The organism is Candidatus Phaeomarinobacter ectocarpi (assembly GCF_000689395.1).
Taxonomy (GTDB): domain Bacteria; phylum Pseudomonadota; class Alphaproteobacteria; order CGMCC-115125; family CGMCC-115125; genus Pyruvatibacter; species Pyruvatibacter ectocarpi.
In genome coordinates, this window is sequence record NZ_HG966617.1 from 2,305,040 (window position 1) to 2,322,645 (window position 17,606).

Below are 17,606 nucleotides of genomic sequence, written 5' to 3' on the forward strand. Positions count from 1 at the left end.
AATTCAGTTTGCCCGCACTGCTCGGCGCCAGCTCATGCTGCAAAACGGTCCACGGCGGTTCACAAGTCAAAGCATTCCCCGAAGGAAAATCGCATGCGCACCGTGGCGGGTCCGTGATAGCGTCCGCCCAACTTTGCAATTCAATCAACCTAATGAGGCCCATCATGTCTTTGCCCGCAACCTATCTTCAGATGCTGTCTACCCTCACCGAGGATGGCGAACTCCGCATGGAACTGGTCGAGCAGAAAATGCCAACGCCCAAGCCCGGTCAGGTCATCATCAAGGTGGAAGCCACCCCGGTGAACCCATCTGACCTTGGCGTCATGTTCGGCATGGCGGACGCAGCCGCGTCCACAACCGCCGGCTCCGGTGCCGCAACAAAACTGTCGGCACCCGTCTCATCCCAGGGCATGCGCGTCATGACGGCCCGCATCGGCCAGCCGCTTCCCGTTGGCAATGAAGGGGCCGGCACTGTTGTTGCCGCTGGCGACGACAAGGAAGCACAGGCGTTGATGGGCAAGACTGTTGCTGCCATGGGCGGCGGCATGTACGGCCAGTACCGCTGTGTTGATGCCATCATGTGCATGCCGCTTCTGGATGGCAACACGGCAAAGGACGGTGCCTCCAGCTTCGTCAACCCGCTCACCGCTCTGTGCATGGTTGAGAACATGCGTATGGATGGCCACACAGCGCTGGTCCACACAGCAGCTGCCTCAAACCTTGGCCAGATGCTCAACCGCATCTGCCAGGCAGACGGCGTTGAGCTTGTGAACATCGTGCGCAAGAAAGAACAGGCCGACATCCTCTCGGCCATGGGCGCGAAATACATCGTTGATAGCAGCAGCGACACCTTCCTCGCTGACCTGACAGATGCCGTCCATGCAACCGGCGCAACATTGGCCTTTGACGCTACTGGTGGCGGCACGCTTGCCTCAACCATCCTCAGCGCAATGGAAGGCGCTGCGGCGCGCACACCAGGCGCCTACTCGATCTACGGCTCCGTCGCGCATAAGCAGGTCTTCCTCTATGGCGGCCTCGACACATCCCCCACCACCCTGACCCGCGGCTATGGCATGGCCTGGGGCGTTGGTGGCTGGCTGCTGCCGAACTTCCTTGCCAAGGCAGGCCTTGAAGTGGCGGGCCGTCTGCGCACCCGCGTTGCCAACGAACTCAAGACAACCTTCGCCAGTAACTACACCGACGAAATCTCCCTGACAGAAGCCCTGCAGGCAGATGTCGTTCGCAAGTATCAGGCGAAGACAACAGGCGAGAAGTTCCTCATCTGCCCCCAGAAAGACATCTAGGAAGCAAAGCTTCCTCGACACAAAGAAGGCCCGCACCGCATTCCGGTGCGGGCCTTTTTCATTGAAAACCAAAAGACGCGTCACCCCACAGGCACAAAAACCTCGACCACGCTGCCTTCACCAGATTTTGCCTCTATCGTCACACGCCCGGACACCAGGTCCGTCCGCTCACGGATCGATGTCAGTCCAAATCCATCTGACTGCATCGCCGCATCCTCATCAAAACCGGACCCATTGTCCTGAATACTGACCTTCAAGCCGCCCCCCTGCCGTGACAGGACAATCTCTATGCGGTCTGCGTTGCCATGGGACACCGCATTGCGCAGCGCCTCCTGAATGATGCGATAGACATGATCCTTGGCCTGCGGCCCCAGCTCCGGCGGCCCATCAGACACAACGTCAATCTGCGTACCCGTGATTTCACCAAGCCGCTGGGCATGGTCACGCAAAAGCACCTCAAGCGGCTCGTCTGCGGTCATGGCAGGGGCAAGATCATGCGACATGTCACGCAGGTCCCGGCTAGCAACGCTGGCAAATGACAGCGCATCTTCCAGATCACCGGCATCCACCGTGTCACCGCGCGCCTGCTTTGCCTGCAGGCTCTGCAGCTTCAGATTGATGGCCGCAAGGCTTTGCCCCGCATTGTCATGAATGTCGCGCGCGATCCGGCCGCGTTCTTCGGTCTGTGCGCTCAACACACTCTCGCGCGCCCGCGCCAGCCGTTTACTTTGATCCAGAAAGTGAATGCCCAGCGATACGCCAGCCCCGAGCAGAATGAGCTTGGCACCAACCTCCACCCCAATGCCGCCCCACTGAAGAACCGCATCGGTAGAGGCAAACAAAGCCACCGCCATCCATGCCACCACAAGAACAAGACCGGACATTGCCAGCGGCCATGCATGCCGCACACCGCCACGCCACGCCACCACCGCACAGAAGAACGACCACAGCATCGTGCTGGTTGTTGTGGCCTGGAACGCCAGATCAAGCGCAAAGGACAATGAGTGCGGCCAGTCAGCCCAGCGAACCACAAAAACGATCGGCGGGATCAGCGCACACAGGGTGGCAAGCACCGTCATCGGGAAAAACCGCCCCCAGCCCAAGGCCCGCGTGTAAAAGTCGTAGAACAGGTACAGGCTCACCCCCAACAGGAGAATGCCGACCCAGCTCACCATCAAGGACTGCAGGCCAAGCTCATAGGTCAGCTGCGAGTTGGTGAAGATGAAAGCAAAATGCGTGGCCCACATGGCGCAGAACGACCAGAAAAGGGCACCACGCACGCCGCCAAAATAGGCGGCCCCAATGAAGATGAGCGCCGCAATGTCTATGCCGAACAAAACCCATTGCACGGCCGCTGCCTGGTTTCGGTTTTGCTCAGCACGCTCCAACGCCGGTTCCCGGTCGGTGATCTGCACCGGCCCGCCGACAAAGCCACCTTCATTGAAATGCCGCCCCACACGCACCGCGATGACATTCTCTTGCCCCGGCTTGAGAAGCCCTACGGGTATGGGGTAGGCACGGTAGATCGATGGTGCATAGCTACGCAGTTGCGGCGACGTCCTGGAGAAAAATCCCTCGCCGCCAATCAGTTCGCCGTTGAAATAGGTCTCATCGCCCCAGCTGATGAGGCCTAATTCAAGCGCCAGCTTGCCAGCGGGCAGGTCGTCCGGCGCAACAAACCGAATGCGGTACCACCCAACATAGGTTGAAACGGAAACCCCGCTTTCACTCCACTTGCCCGGCACCAAAAGCGTGGGCCAATCACCATCATCAAAGGCGACAGATGCAAACGCAGGGTCATCACCTGGATAAAACGCATGCACGCCCTCAAGAGGCAGATTGAAGAGAGGCTCGTCCGGGCTGGCAGCATGAGCGGACACTGCAAGACACAGCGTAAGCACGATGCTCCCGACAACACGCCACGCCTCCCTCATGCAACCACTCCCCCAAATGCGGTCAGGCGTCTGCAAGTCCAAGGCTGATCGCAAGCCTGGTCATATGCGCGGCATTGCGGGCGCCCGTCTTTGCAATGATGTTACGTCGATGAGCATCCACCGTGCGTGGACTAAGGCCAAGCGTACCACTCACCGCTTGTGTGGACTGCCCTTGCGCAATCAACGCCAGAACATCCCGTTCCCGCGCGGTCAGGCTGGCCACGCCGCCCTTGTCCGACAACAGACCGTCTTCAAGCAGTGCCGCACTGATGTAACGCTCCCCAACGGCAGTCTGCCGGACGGCAAAGACCAGGCTTTCAAGTGTATCCTGCTTGAGCGCAATGCCGGTGGCACCAGCTTCCAGCGCGCGATGCGCAATGTGTCGATCGCGGTGCATCGTCAGCATGAGCACAGGCCGCATGTCTCCACTCGCCCTCAAACGTTCGACAAACGCAATGCCATCCATGCCGGACATGGCCACATCAACCAGCAGGAAATCCGGGTCCAGCGGCCCAATCAACTCCAACGCGTCCTCAGCGGACCCTGCCTGTCCCGCAACCTCAATGCCGGCGCCTTCCGCCAGCTCGCGCGCCAGCAGATCCCGCATCAAGGCGTGATCATCGACCAGCAACAGCCGTTTTTTCGGGTTTTCAGTCTCCACCATAGCCCAAAACTCCGCTGCTTTAGCGCCCTTGTCCATAGGTAGTTCTACCTATGCTCTAGGTACAAGTCGTAGGTTGTCCGTACACGGCGCACCCCACACTCTCCGCGAACATCTCATCGGGGAGTTTCAGACCATGTTTGCGCATTACAGCACACGTCTTCAACTTGCTTTGGCAGCCCTGTGCGCCATTGTTTACGTGGCGTTGCCAGGCACCGCCGCAGCCCAGACGGCTGTGTCCTGCCCCACAGGCATTGGTGCTGGTGCCGTGTGCACCTGCGCCGGCGGTACGCTTACCATCGTCGAGCCACCAAACCCGGTGTTCAACGAAGCCAATTCATCTGCGTGCGCAGCACCCACACCGACGCAAAGTCTGGGCATGACGCCGATACCGCAGGGTGAACTGCAGCAGAGAATTGATCGTGACCTCGAAGAGATAAAGCAGGGACGCGTGCTCGACAGATTCATTCAGCGCCTGGGCCTGGATCGCGCCCTAGAACAATTGGGCCGCGTTGAGGAGGAAGCGAAGGAAGAACCGGAAGAAGAGAGTGACAATGCGGACCTGCTCAAATCATACCAAAACCAGCTGCAGGACGCTTTGAACGACCTGGCTCGTCTGAACGGGAACATTGAGAATCTCAACCAACAAAAAGACGACATCAAAAGTGAAATAGAACGTGCAAGAGACGATCAGACCCGGCTCGCAGATGACAACAAAACGCTGGCGGATGATCGCGCCAACGAACAGGTCAACCAAGAAGCATTGAAAGAAAAGCTGGCTGACTACGAGTCCGGCACCGAGCAATACGACAAAGCATTTTCAGCCTACCAAACAGCCTTGCAGAACCAGAGCTACTGGCAGTCGATCGTCTCCAACTACGGGAAGCTATCCATCCAGGATGCCCAAGACCTGCTCAACCGAGGCATCGGATTGAAAGCCGCAACAAACTACCTAAGCGCGGCAAACCTCCGTGTTCAAGTAGCCGCCAATGATCTGGCTGCGGCAAAAGCCGCCCATCCTGAAGCAGAGGCGGGACGGAAGCGCATTGAAACTGAAATCTCGCAGTCTCAGGACCGCATCACGACGATCAACAACACAATCGCCAGCAATGAAAACAAGATAGAAGCCCTCAGCGGCGACATTGTTGACCTGGAGGCTGCAATCAATATGGCTGATGGCACCATCAACTCCATCCGCCGGATCGAGATACCGCCGGTACAAGCCAGGATCGCAAAACTGAAGAGCCTCATTGCGGCCCTCAAATCGGACAACCAGTTTGCAGGTCCCGGTACAGGCCCCTTCGATGCGCTGCGCAGTCGTGGCATTGAGCTCTTTGTGGCAACCGGATATCGGGCCACAACCGACAAGCAGGTTGGACGTAATGTGGAGGCAGACGACGTCAATGTGTCCGCAGGCATTCAGGCGCGCTTCACAGAGCGCCTGGTTGCTGGCTTGGGGATCAACGTCGCCGTTTCGGACAGTGACGATAAGACCGGTACGGGCACATCTACAGACAGCACCTCAGTGGCCATCGCGCCTTATGCCGTCTATCAGCTGGATGAAGGACTGGCTGCGACGGGCTCTCTTGTGTATGCGCGAACCAAAAACGATATCACCCGCGCGGGTATCGCGAACGCAGACTATCTGTCTCACACCTATGGCGGCGCAATTGGCTTGAGCGCGCAACGCCGCCTCAGCCAGTGGATTGCCATAACCGGCGGCATCAATCAGTCCTATTTTCACACCAGCAGTGACGGATACACAGACACCATAGGACTGACGATTTCAGACTCCAGCACCAACACCGCAACGTCGTCCCTCGCCGGCCGCATGGATATCTTTCCGGCCGACGGCTGGCGTGTCTTTGGCGGGACGAGCGTGAACTACGCAACCATTGAACTGGCAAATGATCTTGATCGGTTGGACGCCTCCATATCAGGAGGCATCGAACGTAACTGGGGCAACGCCTCCGTGCTTGCTCAAGTCAACCACCTCGCCTTCCGCAATAATCTGGACACCACCGGCGTCTCACTGCAGCTGCGTGTGCCCTGGTAGATGCGCCACTGGCCGAAATATGTGGCTCTGGGCATCCTCCTGCTCACAACAGGATGTGCGGGACAGGCATCGCTTTCCGACACCGCACCCAAGGTGCACGTGTCAATCGAGGCGGCTGCAGCTTGGCCCGCCGGTGCGGTGCAGTCTCAACTCAAATCCGCAACACGCCGATATGCTCAGTGCGGCATAAGGCTCGAAACACATCTGCTAAAAGCAACGAAGCCAGATCTTCCAAAAGTTCGTTTCGTCGCGTCACTGCCTCCCGTCGCCGGCAAAGCCGTTGAAGGCCGCGCCTTTGATCTCGATGGCCAGTCCATTGTCGAGATTGCGTGGATGGATGCCTCGGGCACTGCCCTCGACCACAGGCAGACACTCGCCCACGAGCTTGGCCATGTGCTGGGCCTGCGCCACACGCCGCTCCACAGCATCAACCTGATGTCACCCCATGGCTGCGAGCTGTGCAGTTTTACCCCAAGCCAGTGCGATACGCTCCGGCGAAACATGCAGCGCCTCTAGTCAGGACGATTGCAAAAGGGCCCTGCGCGGCGTGTTTTACACAACCAAAGCAGCAATCGCTCGGGCGCGGCCATGCGCAAGCAAAGCATGCCGCTACGTAAATTGTCCCCTCACCTTATCCGCTGGCATAGGCACACACCCCGACCTATATTTTTGGTCAGTTCACTATCCAAAAAACCAGGGCGGACCAGACACATCATGCGACTTGTCAGCGACGACATCCTCACCGACAGCAACCGTCAACGCCCTACTTTTGATGCGGTCTATCCCGAGCTCAAGGAATTCGAGCTGTGGAACCCGGCTTCCTGGACCCAGGGCCACCCCCACGAATTTTACAAGACCATGCGCGAGAGCGCCCCGGTCATGTGGTCGGACATTCGCAAGGGCGGCGACGGCTTCTGGTCTGTCAGCCGCTATGACGACCTCAAGGCCGTCGAACTTGCGCCCACTGTGTTTTCATCAGAGCGCGGCAGCATCAATCTTGGCGTTGCGCCCAAGGACAAATGGAAACCGGAAAAGCTGGTGTCAGCTGCCCTGAACGCGCTGATCAATCTTGATGCGCCCCGGCACATGGAAATGCGCATCCAGCAGATGGATTTTTTCGCCCCCGCCTATGTGGCCACCCTGCGCGACAAGGTATCCGCCAAGATCGATTCCCTGCTGGACGATATGGAAAGCAAGGGCCCGGTCGTGGACATGGTGCCGGTGTTTTCCGAGCAGCTGCCCCTCTTCACCCTGTGTGAAATGCTCGGCGTGGATGAAGAAGACCGCCCGAAGATCGCCCACTGGATGCACTATCTCGAACTCGCCAGCCAGTACCTCACCAACCCCTGGCAGGTCATCATCAAGGAACCGCTGTTCCCCTTCCGCTTCTTCAAGGCGGTTAAAGACATGTTTGCCTATGGCGAAGCCATCATGGCGGACCGCCGCGCCAACCCGCGCGAAGATCTGCTGACCGCCATCGCCAAGACAAAACTGTCCGACGAAGAGCTGCCGCAGGAGTTTCTCGACGGCTCCTGGCTGCTGATCATCTTTGCCGGCAACGATACCAGCCGGAACTCCCTGTCCGGCACCATCCGCCTGATGACCGAGTTCCCTGACCAGCGTCAGATGGTGCTCGATGACCCGTCGCTCATCCCGCGCATGTCGCAGGAAGCCCTGCGCATGATTTCGCCCGTGCGCCACATGCGCCGCACCGCCGTTGAAGACACTGAGATAAACGGACAGCGCATCGCCAAGGATGAAAAGGTGGTTCTGTGGTACGGCGCCGCCAACCGCGACCCCAGCATGTTCCCGGACCCGGACCGCTTCGACATGATGCGCGACAGTGTGGACAAGCATCTGGCATTCGGACACGGCGTCCACAAATGCCTCGGCAGCCGCATCGCCCAGATGCAGCTACGTCTGTCTTATGAGCGCATTTTTGACCGCTACCCCAACATCACCTGGACCGGCCACCAGAAGGTCGCCCCCAACGCGCTGGTGCACGCCATCTCAAGCCTGAAAGTCAATCTCTACGGCACCGATGGCACGCGTCCAACGCAGGTGCAGGTCAAGGCTGCCTAAGCCCGACCTGACCGGCTTACGCATCAGCTGCCGAAGCGTTCAATCACCATCTTGCCCAGAGTCATCAGATGCACCTGGTCGGGCCCGTCTGCCTGGCGGCACCAGCGGGCATAATTGTAGTGCTCGGCCATGGGGTAATCCTCCGTCAGGCCGCCCGCGCCATGCATCTGCATGCAGCGATCAATCACCGTCTGCATCATGATCGGCACCTGCGTCTTGGTCGCCGCAATCAGGTCACGGCTTTCCTGCGCACCTTTTTCGTCCATGGACTGCGCCGTGCGATGCACCAGCAGCCGTGCCATCTCGATTTCCGAAAATGACTTGGCAATCTCTTCGCGCACGGATTGATGCTTGGCCAGCGGACGCCCAAACGTCTCGCGGTTGAGCACCCGATGGCACGCCAGTTCCAGCGACCGCTGCCCGGCGCCGATCAAGCGCATGCAGTGGTGCATACGTCCTGGCCCAAGCCGCCCCTGAGCAATCTCGAAGCCGCGGCCTTCGCCCAGCAACACATTGTCCGCAGGTACCCGCACATTCTCGAACACGATTTCCGCATGGCCGATGGGCGCGTCGTCATAGCCAAGCGTTGAAAGCGGGCGCACAAGCGTGATGCCCGGTGTGTCCTTGGGCACCAACACCTGCGTCTGCTGCTTGTGACGGTTTTCATTGTCCGGGTCAGACTTGCCCATGACGATGAAGATCTGCGTGCGCTCATACATGGCATTGGTGATGAACCACTTGCGCCCGTTGAGCACCCACTCATCGCCCTCGCGCAGAATGGAAAACTGAATGTTGGTGGCGTCACTCGACGCCACATCCGGTTCCGTCATCGCATAGGACGAGCGGATATCGCCTGCCAGCAACGGCTTCAGCCACTGCTCCTGCTGCGCCGGCGTCGCATATTTCATGAACACTTCCATGTTGCCGGTATCAGGCGCATTGCAGTTGAACACTTCAGGGGCCCAGATGACCCGGCCCATGATTTCGGCCAGCGGCGCATACTCAAAATTGCTGATGCCCCCATGCTCCGAATACTGAGCAAATTCCGGCGGTACGAACAGGTTCCATAACCCTTCTGCCCGCGCCTTGGCCTTCAGCTCATCCATCAACGGCAACGGCGCAAACCGGTTGGGCGCCGCGGCCAGAGCTTCCGCATAGGCTTTTTCATTGGGATAGATATGCGCATCCATGAAGGCGCGCAGCTTGTCCTGAAGAACAAGAGAGGTGTCGCTGTAGTTGTACATAAGGCCTCGAGGATCATGCTGAATTGCGGATGCCCGCATTTGCCCCGACCCACGCGAGCGCGTCAATGCGCACGACGACAGGCACAAGCCCCCGTTTGGAGACTCAGTCAATTTTTGGAAAAGAGGGTGTTTGGTAGCGGGAGAGGGACTTGAACCCCCGACACGCGGATTATGATTCCGCTGCTCTAACCAGCTGAGCTACCCCGCCACACATTTCTCGCGGGCACCTGTCAAAAACTGCCGGAAAACCGGTAATTTCAATGGCACAAAGCGCGGGAAAGACGGGCATATAGACGCCGCATCTTGCCGGTGTCAAGCGCACATCCAACCCGCAGCAGATTAAGGCCATATCCCCAGCCAAATTACGGATTGAGGCCTCTGGGACACATGCCATGCCCCAAAATTAGGCATATGCAACCGAATATGTGGAAATAATAACCTTTGGTCGTGTACAAAGTGTGCAGGGTGACGGTTTCATGACCGAATCACCAAATGGGGACGGCCCATCCACTGAGGCCGGGATAACCAAAACAAACGACTTGAGGGGACGAAGCATATGACGAAATCACTTCTTGCAGGCGCTGCCTTCGCAACCGCTGCCCTTCTGGGCACCACAGCAGCACAGGCAGACGATGCCGGCTGGTACGCAAGCCTTGGTGGCGGCGTGAACTGGGTTGATGAAGTCTCAGGCAACGGCGTGTCCATGGACTTTGAAGCCGGCTACACCATCGTTGGTGCCGTAGGCTATGCATACGCAGACGGCGAAATGGGCCGCTTCCGTGCTGAAGGCGAAATCAGCTGGACATCAAACGAACTCGACAGCGCCACAGCGCTGGGCACCACTGTCAGCCTTGGTGGCGAGCTTGATCAGTTCGGCTTCATGGTTCAGGGCCTTTACGACTTCCTGCCAGACAGCGGCATCCGCCCTTATCTTGGTGTTGGTGTCGGTGTTGTTGACGGCGAAGTCACCGCAACAGTTGCTGGCGTCACGCTCAAGTCTGAAGGCACAAACTTCGCCTATCGCGGCTTGGCCGGTGTCGGCGTTGCCCTTGGTGACAACGCAACGCTTGATGTTGGGTACCGCTTCACCGGCGTGACCTCTGATGAAAACATCAACAACAACGCGGCCGTTGCGCAGGTGCGCTTCAACTTCTAGATATTCTTCACTGAAGCTTCTTCGAAAAGGGCGTCCTGCACAGGACGCCCTTTTTTGTTGCCTAGCTGGTGGCGTCGGTCGTCCGGCGGCGAAACCGCATCAGCGTAAAGATGCGCAACAGCCCCAGCGGCTTTTCCATCACCAGTTCCAGGTCAGGATGATTGAGCACCCGCTCGCGGCCAAATGCCGGATGCCAGCCGATAAGGGCGGCGACGCGTTCAAGCTTGCGCTCAAACCACAACACCCACCCATCCGCCTTGGCAAAGTGATTGACGATCACGACTTCGCCGCCCGGCCTGGTGATCCGCGCCAGTTCGTCCAGCACGGCTTCGGGATTGGGCGCGACCGACATCACATACATGGCGACGGCACAGTCAAAGCGGCCCGTGTCAAAGGTCAGCGCGCCCGCATCCATTTCTTCCAACGCAGCCACATGCCCCAGGGCCCGCTCGCTGACCCGGCATCGCGCCAGGTCAAGCATGTCCGTTGAAAGATCAATGCCGGTGATCCGCGTGGTGCGGGCATAGCCGGGAAGCGAAAGCCCCGACCCCACACCCACTTCCAGTACGCTCATCGGCTCGTCGCCGCCATGCGTGTCGACATGCTTGCGCGCCAGGGCATTGACCGCTGCCACCGCCGCAGCCCGGCCCACATCCGTAACGGGACCAACAACTGCATCATAAAACCGGGCCCAGCGCGCATAGGCGCGCCGAACCGCATTCTCGTCCAGAGCCTGAGAGTTACCTGTCATCTCTTTCACGTAACCGCAGAGCGTGACGATTTAAAGGGCATGAACGACGAATTGCGTCAGGTCAAAACGGCCAAAGATGCCCGCAGCTAGACCGTGCGCCGTATCCAGCCACCGCCCAGCACGCGGCTGCCATCAGCAGGGTCATAAAATACGCAGGCCTGTCCCGGGGACACACCTTCTTCCGGCGACGACAAAGTCACCAGCGCTCCGTCATCCGTCGCCACAATGCGCGCCGCCAGCAAACGCCCGGTAGAACGCACCTTGACGTTCACCTCCATGGGGGTGTCGCTCAAGGCCTGGTCACCAATCCAGTTGACGTCCGCAAGCGTGATGTCGCTGACACCCAGCGCGGACCGTGGTCCGACAATCACCTGCCGCTGTTCCGGATTAAGGCGCACCACAAACAACGGCTCGGCATTTTCGCCGCCCATTTCGGTGTCGCTGATACCAAGACCGCGACGCTGCCCGATCGTGTACCGAATGATGCCATCATGGGTGCCAAGCACCCGGCCATCCATGTGCACGATGTCACCGGGCTCAGCGGCTTCCGGCCGCAACCGTTCAACCACCTGCGCGTATTTGCCGTCGGGCACAAAGCAGATGTCCTGGCTGTCCGGCTTGGCAGCGACCTCTAGGCCCAGCTTCTGGGCAAGGGCGCGGGTTTCATCCTTCGGCAATCCGCCAAGCGGGAAGCGAAGAAACGCCAGCTGTTCGGGCTTGGTCGTAAACATGAAGTAGCTCTGGTCGCGGCTGTCATCGACGGCGCGATGCAGCTGTGCACCCGCGTCACCCTCAAACCGCTGCACATAATGACCCGTCGCAAGCGCATCTGCGCCAAGGTCGCGGGCGGTTTCCATCAGATCGCGAAATTTCACGCGCTCGTTGCACCGGACACAGGGGATCGGCGTTTCACCGCGCGCATAGGCGTCGGCAAAGTCCGTCATGACGGAATCCTTGAAGCGGCTTTCGTAGTCCAGAACGTAATGCGGGATATCCAGACGCTCCGCCACCCGGCGCGCATCATGAATGTCCTGCCCAGCACAGCACGCGCCTTTCTTCTGGACGGCAGCCCCGTGGTCATAAAGCTGCAACGTGATACCGACCACGTCATAGCCTGCCTGCGCATAAAGGGCAGCCGCAACAGAGCTGTCCACGCCCCCGGACATGGCAACTACCACCCGCGTATCCGCAGGCGCCTTGCCGGCAATCACAGGCGGCAGGTCCACCAACGGCATGGCCGCACCCGTGGTGACCGTATCCTCAGGCGCAGTATGGGCATCAATATGTGTCATGGCGCGGGACTATAGCGCCCGCCTCCCCCGCAGCAAGTCTCAAGCCGTCACGACCCGGCAAGTCAGACCCCCGCCCGGCAGCTTTTGCCGGTCCAGCCCCCGTTTCTGCCGGGCAAACCGCAGAGGCACTTCGCGGAAAACCCTAAAATTCTGCGGTTTTTCGCCAGCGTCCCGGTTGGCCCCGCCCTTGCTCATACCTGTCCGAGAAATTGCGTTCATGCCAGCCAACCGGCTTTCGGCATGGGCATCGGGGCACGACAAACGACACGGGATAAACCGGATGACATCGACTGAGACATTCAACGCAGGCCAGGCCCGCAAGGCAGAGGCAGCAGCACAGGTGAAAAACGCCGAGCCGCGCCGCGCCGAGGACGACAGCCGCTTTACAGAAGAGCTGCGTGCGAGCCGGGCAGAAGAAAAGCGCCAGGCTGAAGAACGCGTCCGCGAACGCAAGTCGGACGAAGCCCGTCTGGAAGAAACCCGCAAGGCTGCGGCCCGTGAGGCAGCTGCACGCACCGAAGAAGCCCGCGCGGAAGATGCAAGGGCTGAAAAGGCGCAGGAAGAAAAGTCACGCGAGGAACGCGCATCAGAACAGTCTGATGACGCGGACACAGCCTCTTCTGACGACCAAGGCGCAGCTGACAACGTTGAAGTCACGGCACAGCAGGCTGCAGTGGTGGAAACCATTACGGGCGCTGGAGCGGTTGAAACAACACCCATCGCAGAAGAGACCGCCCCCTCTGAAACCGACGAGGGTCTGGCTGCCGTCCCTGCAGAAGATATCACCGCGGCTGAAAAGGCTGCCGTCGCGCAACGCACAGCAACTGAAAGCCCTGTCACCAACAAGACTGAAGCGACAAACCAAGCTGACAAGCAGAATGCCCCTGCGGTCGTCGTCGCAGCAGCGAAAGCCAACGATGGCAAGAACGCTCAGCCGACGCAGGAAAACCAGAACGCACCAACCGCCGGCAAGCCAGCATCCGGAACCACACCAGCCGCATCCACCACGGACGCTGCTGCAACAAAAGCCCAGGCTGCCCTGCGTGACGCAGCGGCGGCACCTGTGGAAACGGACGTGGCTGCAGCCAGCACATCCGCACAGGCCGCAGGCAAGCGCGGCCTTGGTCATGCAACGGCTGAAAGCATGCAGGACGCGAAAGCTGACGCAAAGCCAACGGCAAAAACCACCTCCGCGACACAGGCACCGGAACCGGCAGCCTCAACCGACAAGCCCACCACCATGGCTCAGGCGGCTCAGCGCACATCCGCATCCGAGATTGCGCTTCAGGCCATTCTGGCCAAACCGGCCGGCACGCCTCAGGACATTCGCGTGGCAGGGCTTGATGGGGCTACAAGCACACCGCTTCAGGCCACCGACAGTGCCGCACCGGCGCCCAGCGTCACCGTGCGCGCCATCGTGGCTGCCTCCGCCCAGCCCGGCACACCGGTTCAGCCACAGACACCGGCCCGTGAGATCGCCATCAACATGGCGAAGAATCTGGGCAATGGGACAAACCGCTTTGAAATCCGCCTCGACCCTGCCGAACTCGGCCGCATTGATGTGCGCATGGAACTTGGCACCGATGGACGCGTTCAGGCGCATCTGACCGTCGACAAGCCCGAGACGCTGGACATGCTCCAGCGCGACGCCCGCTCACTTGAAAAAGCCCTGAGCGACGCCGGTCTTGATATGGAAAACGGCACCCTCAGCTATTCCATGCGTGACGATGGCGACGGCTCAGACTTTGCTGCCAACCGCGACACCGCGGAGGGCGCGTCAGACAAGACACCGACCGAGGACGAACTGGCAGCAGATCTTGCTGCCGTCCAGCACATCTATGCGCTCAAGGCCGGGTCCGGCTCTGGCGTAGACATCCGCATCTAGGGACAGACCATGTCAATTGAAGCCATTGCAGCCGCACAGTCCTCCCAAGGGGCCGCCGCCAGCGCATCATCGAAGCTCAATACAGACTTCGATACGTTTTTGACGCTGCTCACCACACAGCTGAAGAACCAGGACCCGCTGGAGCCGCTGGACAGCAGCGAGTTCACCAATCAGCTGGTGCAGTTCTCAAGCGTTGAACAGAACATCGCCACCAACCAGAACCTGGAGCAGTTGCTGAACCTCACCTTCGCCAACTTCGCGACGGATGCTGTGGGCTATATCGGCAAGGAAGTCGTGGCTGAAAGCCCGACCGCCATCCTCACCGACGGCACGGCAAATTGGGACTACGAGCTGGCCGCCCCTGCTGACAAGGCGCAGCTGTTTGTAACCGACGCCGCCGGTCGCCTCGTGCATACGTCCGAATTGCAGAACGTTTCCGGCAACCAGACATTTGCCTGGGACGGCAAGGACGCGAATGGCCGCCAGCTGTCTGACGGTGCCTACACCCTGCGCGTCGTGGCCCAGGATGCGGCCGAAAATGAGATCAACGTCACCATGAAGCAGGCAGGCGTCGTATCGGCAGTCGAGTTTGACAACAACACGCCGGTTCTGACCGTCAATGGCTCCGGCATCCAGCTGTCAGACGTCATCACGGTGCGCGACGTCGCGACGGGTTCCTAGACCTATGACCCATTGCGACACACACCATGGCATCAAAGTTAATCACGTATTCACCATGGCATTTAGCCCTTCCTTAAATGCCCACCACGTACTCTTCAGCTCACACACACAGAACGTGTGACGGATTGAAGTCAGGATCTGCTTGAAATGGGCATGCAATATCAATCGCGAGTGAGCTATGTGATCGGGCCGGACGGAAGCCCCCTCACTATCGCTGACCTGCCACCACCGGAAACGAAGCGTTGGGTCATCCGCCGCAAGGCTGAAGTCGTGGCCGCTGTACGCGGAGGTCTTCTGTCTTTGGAAGAGGCCTGCCAGCGCTACACGCTGACTGTCGAAGAATTCTTGAGTTGGCAGCGTTCCATCGAACGTCACGGCCTGCCGGGCCTGCGCGCCACCCGCGTGCAGCAGTACCGCGAGCACTAAACACTACATACGGGTCCTTATTGAGTATCGGCCCCCAAGATAGCCGCAAGGCTTGCGTACTTGTGCGTCGTAGCGCCGGAGAGTGGAAACACTCCCCGGCGTTTTCTTTTTGTTAAGCCTTCAAATTGTTTCGACCAATCGGCAAATTTTGCCGAGTTATCTGCCGACGTTAAGACGTTGTTTAGTGGTGCCGGGTAAATCTTGCCTAGCTGGATTACACCGGACACGGACAAAACCACCAAGGACATAGGTGGGCGATCGTGGACCGGCCCTTTTATCCGGCGCGATGATCCACCAGGCCCAGGATGAGCCGGAGTATCGCGCAATCCCGACCACACTGCGGGGGTGCGCCGTGAACGGCACATTTGACTTCCTAAAGGGGCTTGGCCCCTCTCGGCTTATCGCACTGGGCGCTGTCACCATCGCCCTCGTTGCCTTTTTTGCCGTCATCATGATGCGCGTATCGCAACCCACCATGGCGCTGCTCTATAGCGGCCTGCCGGTGAGCGACAGTGCTGAAATCGTTGCCAAGCTCGAGGCCATGAGTGTGCCGTATGAGCTTAAAGGCGACGGCACCACCATCATGGTTCCCAAGACAGAAGCCCTGCGCCTGCGCATGAGCATGGCCGAAGCGGGCCTGCCTTCAGGCGGCTCTGTTGGCTATGAAATCTTTGACGACACATCTGCGTTGGGCACTACGAGCTTCGTGCAGAACATGAACCACCTGCGCGCTCTGGAAGGCGAACTCGCCCGCACCATTCGCGCACTGGACACGGTTCAGGCCGCCCGCGTGCATCTTGTCATGCCTGAGCGCGAACTCTTCAGCCGCGAACGTCAGGAACCAACAGCCTCCATCGTCATCAAAGCCCGCGGTGGCCTGGGCCGCAGTCAGGCCAAGGGCGTTCAGTTCCTTGTCGCCTCTGCGGTCGAAGGTCTCAATGCCGCCAACGTCTCCATCATTGATGAAACCGGCAACATGATTGCCGGTGGCGCGGACGGCACGTCGCTGGGGTCCTCGTCAATGGACGAGCGCCAGCGTGAATATGAAACACGCCTGCGCCGTCAGGTGGCTGACATTGTCACAAGCGTTGTTGGCACCAACCGCGCACGCATTCAGGTCGCCGCCGAACTCGACTTCAACCGCATCACCCGCAACTCAGAGACATTTGATCCTGAAGGCCAGGTCGTGCGCTCAACCCAGACTGTTGAAGAATCGTCTTCTGCAACAGAACGCGACGCACAGGCTGGCGTGACAGTGGGCAATGACCTGCCGGACGCCATCGGCCAGGGCGCCGGTGCGGACGATGCAACATCCAACGAAAGCAACGCCCGGGTTGAAGAAACCGTCAACTATGAAATCTCCCGCACCACCACGACGGAAGTCATCGAGGCCGGCAGCGTCAAGCGCCTGTCCGTTGCTGTACTGGTAGATGGTGCCTATGAGACGGCCGAAGACGGCACACAGACATATACCGCCCGCTCCCCTGAAGAGCTGGAAATGATTGGACGTCTTGTCCGCTCCTCAATCGGCTTTGACGCCGCGCGCGGGGACAGTGTCGAGGTCGTCAATCTTCCGATCAACGACACCGCAACAGAATTCCTGGCAGATGACGCCGCAGAACTCGGCTTCATGGACAGCATCATGGGCAGCCTGGACGTCATGCGTCTGGCCGAACTTGGCGCGCTTCTGGTCGTCACACTGCTCGGCGTCTTTCTGGTGGCCCGCCCCCTCATCAACAAGCTGACCACCCCTGGCGTTCAGCAGGGCGGCCAGGCAGCTCTGACGGGCGGCGCCCCAAGCAACGCCCCGCAGCTTCCAAGCCCGGACATGCAGCAAATACTTGCGAAGGCCCAGGCTGACGGTCAGGAAGTCATCACCAGCCCCGACGGCACACCCATTGCGCTGGCCGCGCCCACGCCGGAGCAGCAGGCCGCAATGATGCTGGAAGACAACACAGGTTCGATGATCGACATCGCCCAGATTGAAGGACAGGTCCGCGAAAGCTCCGTCCGCAAGGTCGGCGAGATCGTTCAGAACCATCCCGAAGAGTCGCTGACAATCCTGCGCGGCTGGCTCCACGAAACCGCATAACTCACGCGCCAACAAGGTCTGAAAGTCGACATCATGGTCGCT

General features: G+C 59.6%; 14 protein-coding genes and 1 tRNA gene. 9 read left to right on the forward strand and 6 right to left on the reverse strand.

The features are described 5' to 3' along the window. Nucleotides 1–164: 164 nt before the first annotated feature. Nucleotides 165–1,304, forward strand: a complete 1,140-nt coding sequence (locus BN1012_RS11165) for a zinc-binding dehydrogenase (protein ID WP_043950967.1) — start codon at nucleotides 165–167, stop codon at nucleotides 1,302–1,304. A gap of 80 nt (nucleotides 1,305–1,384) precedes the next feature. Here the strand turns inward: BN1012_RS11165 and BN1012_RS11170 are convergent, their stop codons facing one another. Together BN1012_RS11170 and BN1012_RS11175 are read right to left on the reverse strand one after the other, a co-directional pair. Next, complete coding sequence (locus tag BN1012_RS11170) at nucleotides 1,385–3,238, reverse strand: sensor histidine kinase (RefSeq protein WP_043949681.1); 1,854 nt, start codon at nucleotides 3,236–3,238, stop codon at nucleotides 1,385–1,387. 22 nt (nucleotides 3,239–3,260) lie between these two features. Then, the gene (locus BN1012_RS11175; RefSeq protein WP_043950968.1) at nucleotides 3,261–3,902 is read right to left on the reverse strand and encodes a response regulator transcription factor; all 642 of its coding nucleotides are present in this window, start codon (nucleotides 3,900–3,902) and stop codon (nucleotides 3,261–3,263) included. A gap of 133 nt (nucleotides 3,903–4,035) precedes the next feature. Here BN1012_RS11175 and BN1012_RS11180 point away from each other — a divergent pair, with 133 nt between their 5' ends. From BN1012_RS11180 to BN1012_RS11190, 3 genes are all read left to right on the forward strand, one after another. Next, the gene (locus BN1012_RS11180) at nucleotides 4,036–5,955 is read left to right on the forward strand and encodes an autotransporter outer membrane beta-barrel domain-containing protein (RefSeq protein ID WP_043949682.1); all 1,920 of its coding nucleotides are present in this window, start codon (nucleotides 4,036–4,038) and stop codon (nucleotides 5,953–5,955) included. Next, nucleotides 5,956–6,471, forward strand: a complete 516-nt coding sequence (locus tag BN1012_RS11185) for a zinc metalloprotease (protein WP_043949683.1) — start codon at nucleotides 5,956–5,958, stop codon at nucleotides 6,469–6,471. A gap of 198 nt (nucleotides 6,472–6,669) precedes the next feature. Beyond that, nucleotides 6,670–8,037 (forward strand): cytochrome P450, encoded by a 1,368-nt coding sequence (locus tag BN1012_RS11190; protein WP_052535129.1) that lies wholly within the window; start codon nucleotides 6,670–6,672, stop codon nucleotides 8,035–8,037. 23 nt (nucleotides 8,038–8,060) lie between these two features. Here BN1012_RS11190 and BN1012_RS11195 read toward each other — a convergent pair whose 3' ends face one another. Both BN1012_RS11195 and BN1012_RS11200 read right to left on the reverse strand, forming a co-directional pair. Beyond that, nucleotides 8,061–9,320 carry an acyl-CoA dehydrogenase family protein gene (locus BN1012_RS11195; protein ID WP_197538302.1) on the reverse strand — a complete coding sequence of 420 codons (1,260 nt, stop codon included), beginning with the start codon at nucleotides 9,318–9,320 and terminating at the stop codon, nucleotides 8,061–8,063. A gap of 92 nt (nucleotides 9,321–9,412) precedes the next feature. Continuing rightward, a tRNA-Met gene (locus BN1012_RS11200) sits at nucleotides 9,413–9,489 on the reverse strand. 348 nt (nucleotides 9,490–9,837) lie between these two features. Between BN1012_RS11200 and BN1012_RS11205 the strand changes: the two genes are divergently transcribed. Further along, complete coding sequence (locus tag BN1012_RS11205; protein WP_043949685.1) at nucleotides 9,838–10,437, forward strand: outer membrane protein; 600 nt, start codon at nucleotides 9,838–9,840, stop codon at nucleotides 10,435–10,437. 61 nt (nucleotides 10,438–10,498) lie between these two features. On the opposite strand, the gene BN1012_RS11210 is transcribed toward BN1012_RS11205, so the two are convergent. Both BN1012_RS11210 and mnmA read right to left on the reverse strand, forming a co-directional pair. Further along, on the reverse strand, nucleotides 10,499–11,188 hold the full coding sequence (locus tag BN1012_RS11210) for a class I SAM-dependent methyltransferase (protein ID WP_043949686.1): 690 nt from the start codon (nucleotides 11,186–11,188) through the stop codon (nucleotides 10,499–10,501). A gap of 86 nt (nucleotides 11,189–11,274) precedes the next feature. Continuing rightward, nucleotides 11,275–12,423 carry a tRNA 2-thiouridine(34) synthase MnmA gene (mnmA, locus tag BN1012_RS11215; protein WP_043950970.1) on the reverse strand — a complete coding sequence of 383 codons (1,149 nt, stop codon included), beginning with the start codon at nucleotides 12,421–12,423 and terminating at the stop codon, nucleotides 11,275–11,277. 337 nt (nucleotides 12,424–12,760) lie between these two features. Here mnmA and BN1012_RS16955 point away from each other — a divergent pair, with 337 nt between their 5' ends. The 4 genes from BN1012_RS16955 to fliF all read left to right on the forward strand — a co-directional run bounded on the left by BN1012_RS16955 (nucleotide 12,761) and on the right by fliF (nucleotide 17,564). Beyond that, nucleotides 12,761–14,365 carry a flagellar hook-length control protein FliK gene (locus BN1012_RS16955; protein ID WP_052535131.1) on the forward strand — a complete coding sequence of 535 codons (1,605 nt, stop codon included), beginning with the start codon at nucleotides 12,761–12,763 and terminating at the stop codon, nucleotides 14,363–14,365. A 9-nt stretch (nucleotides 14,366–14,374) separates the two neighbouring features. After that, entirely contained in the window at nucleotides 14,375–15,046 is a 672-nt protein-coding gene (locus BN1012_RS11225; RefSeq protein ID WP_052535132.1) for a flagellar hook assembly protein FlgD, read from the forward strand. 147 nt (nucleotides 15,047–15,193) lie between these two features. Continuing rightward, entirely contained in the window at nucleotides 15,194–15,472 is a 279-nt protein-coding gene (gene sciP, locus BN1012_RS11230) for a CtrA inhibitor SciP (protein WP_043949687.1), read from the forward strand. A gap of 250 nt (nucleotides 15,473–15,722) precedes the next feature. Continuing rightward, a complete protein-coding gene (gene fliF / locus BN1012_RS11235) occupies nucleotides 15,723–17,564 on the forward strand; it encodes a flagellar basal-body MS-ring/collar protein FliF (protein ID WP_244442892.1) in 1,842 nt (613 codons plus the stop codon). Nucleotides 17,565–17,606: the final 42 nt, after the last annotated feature.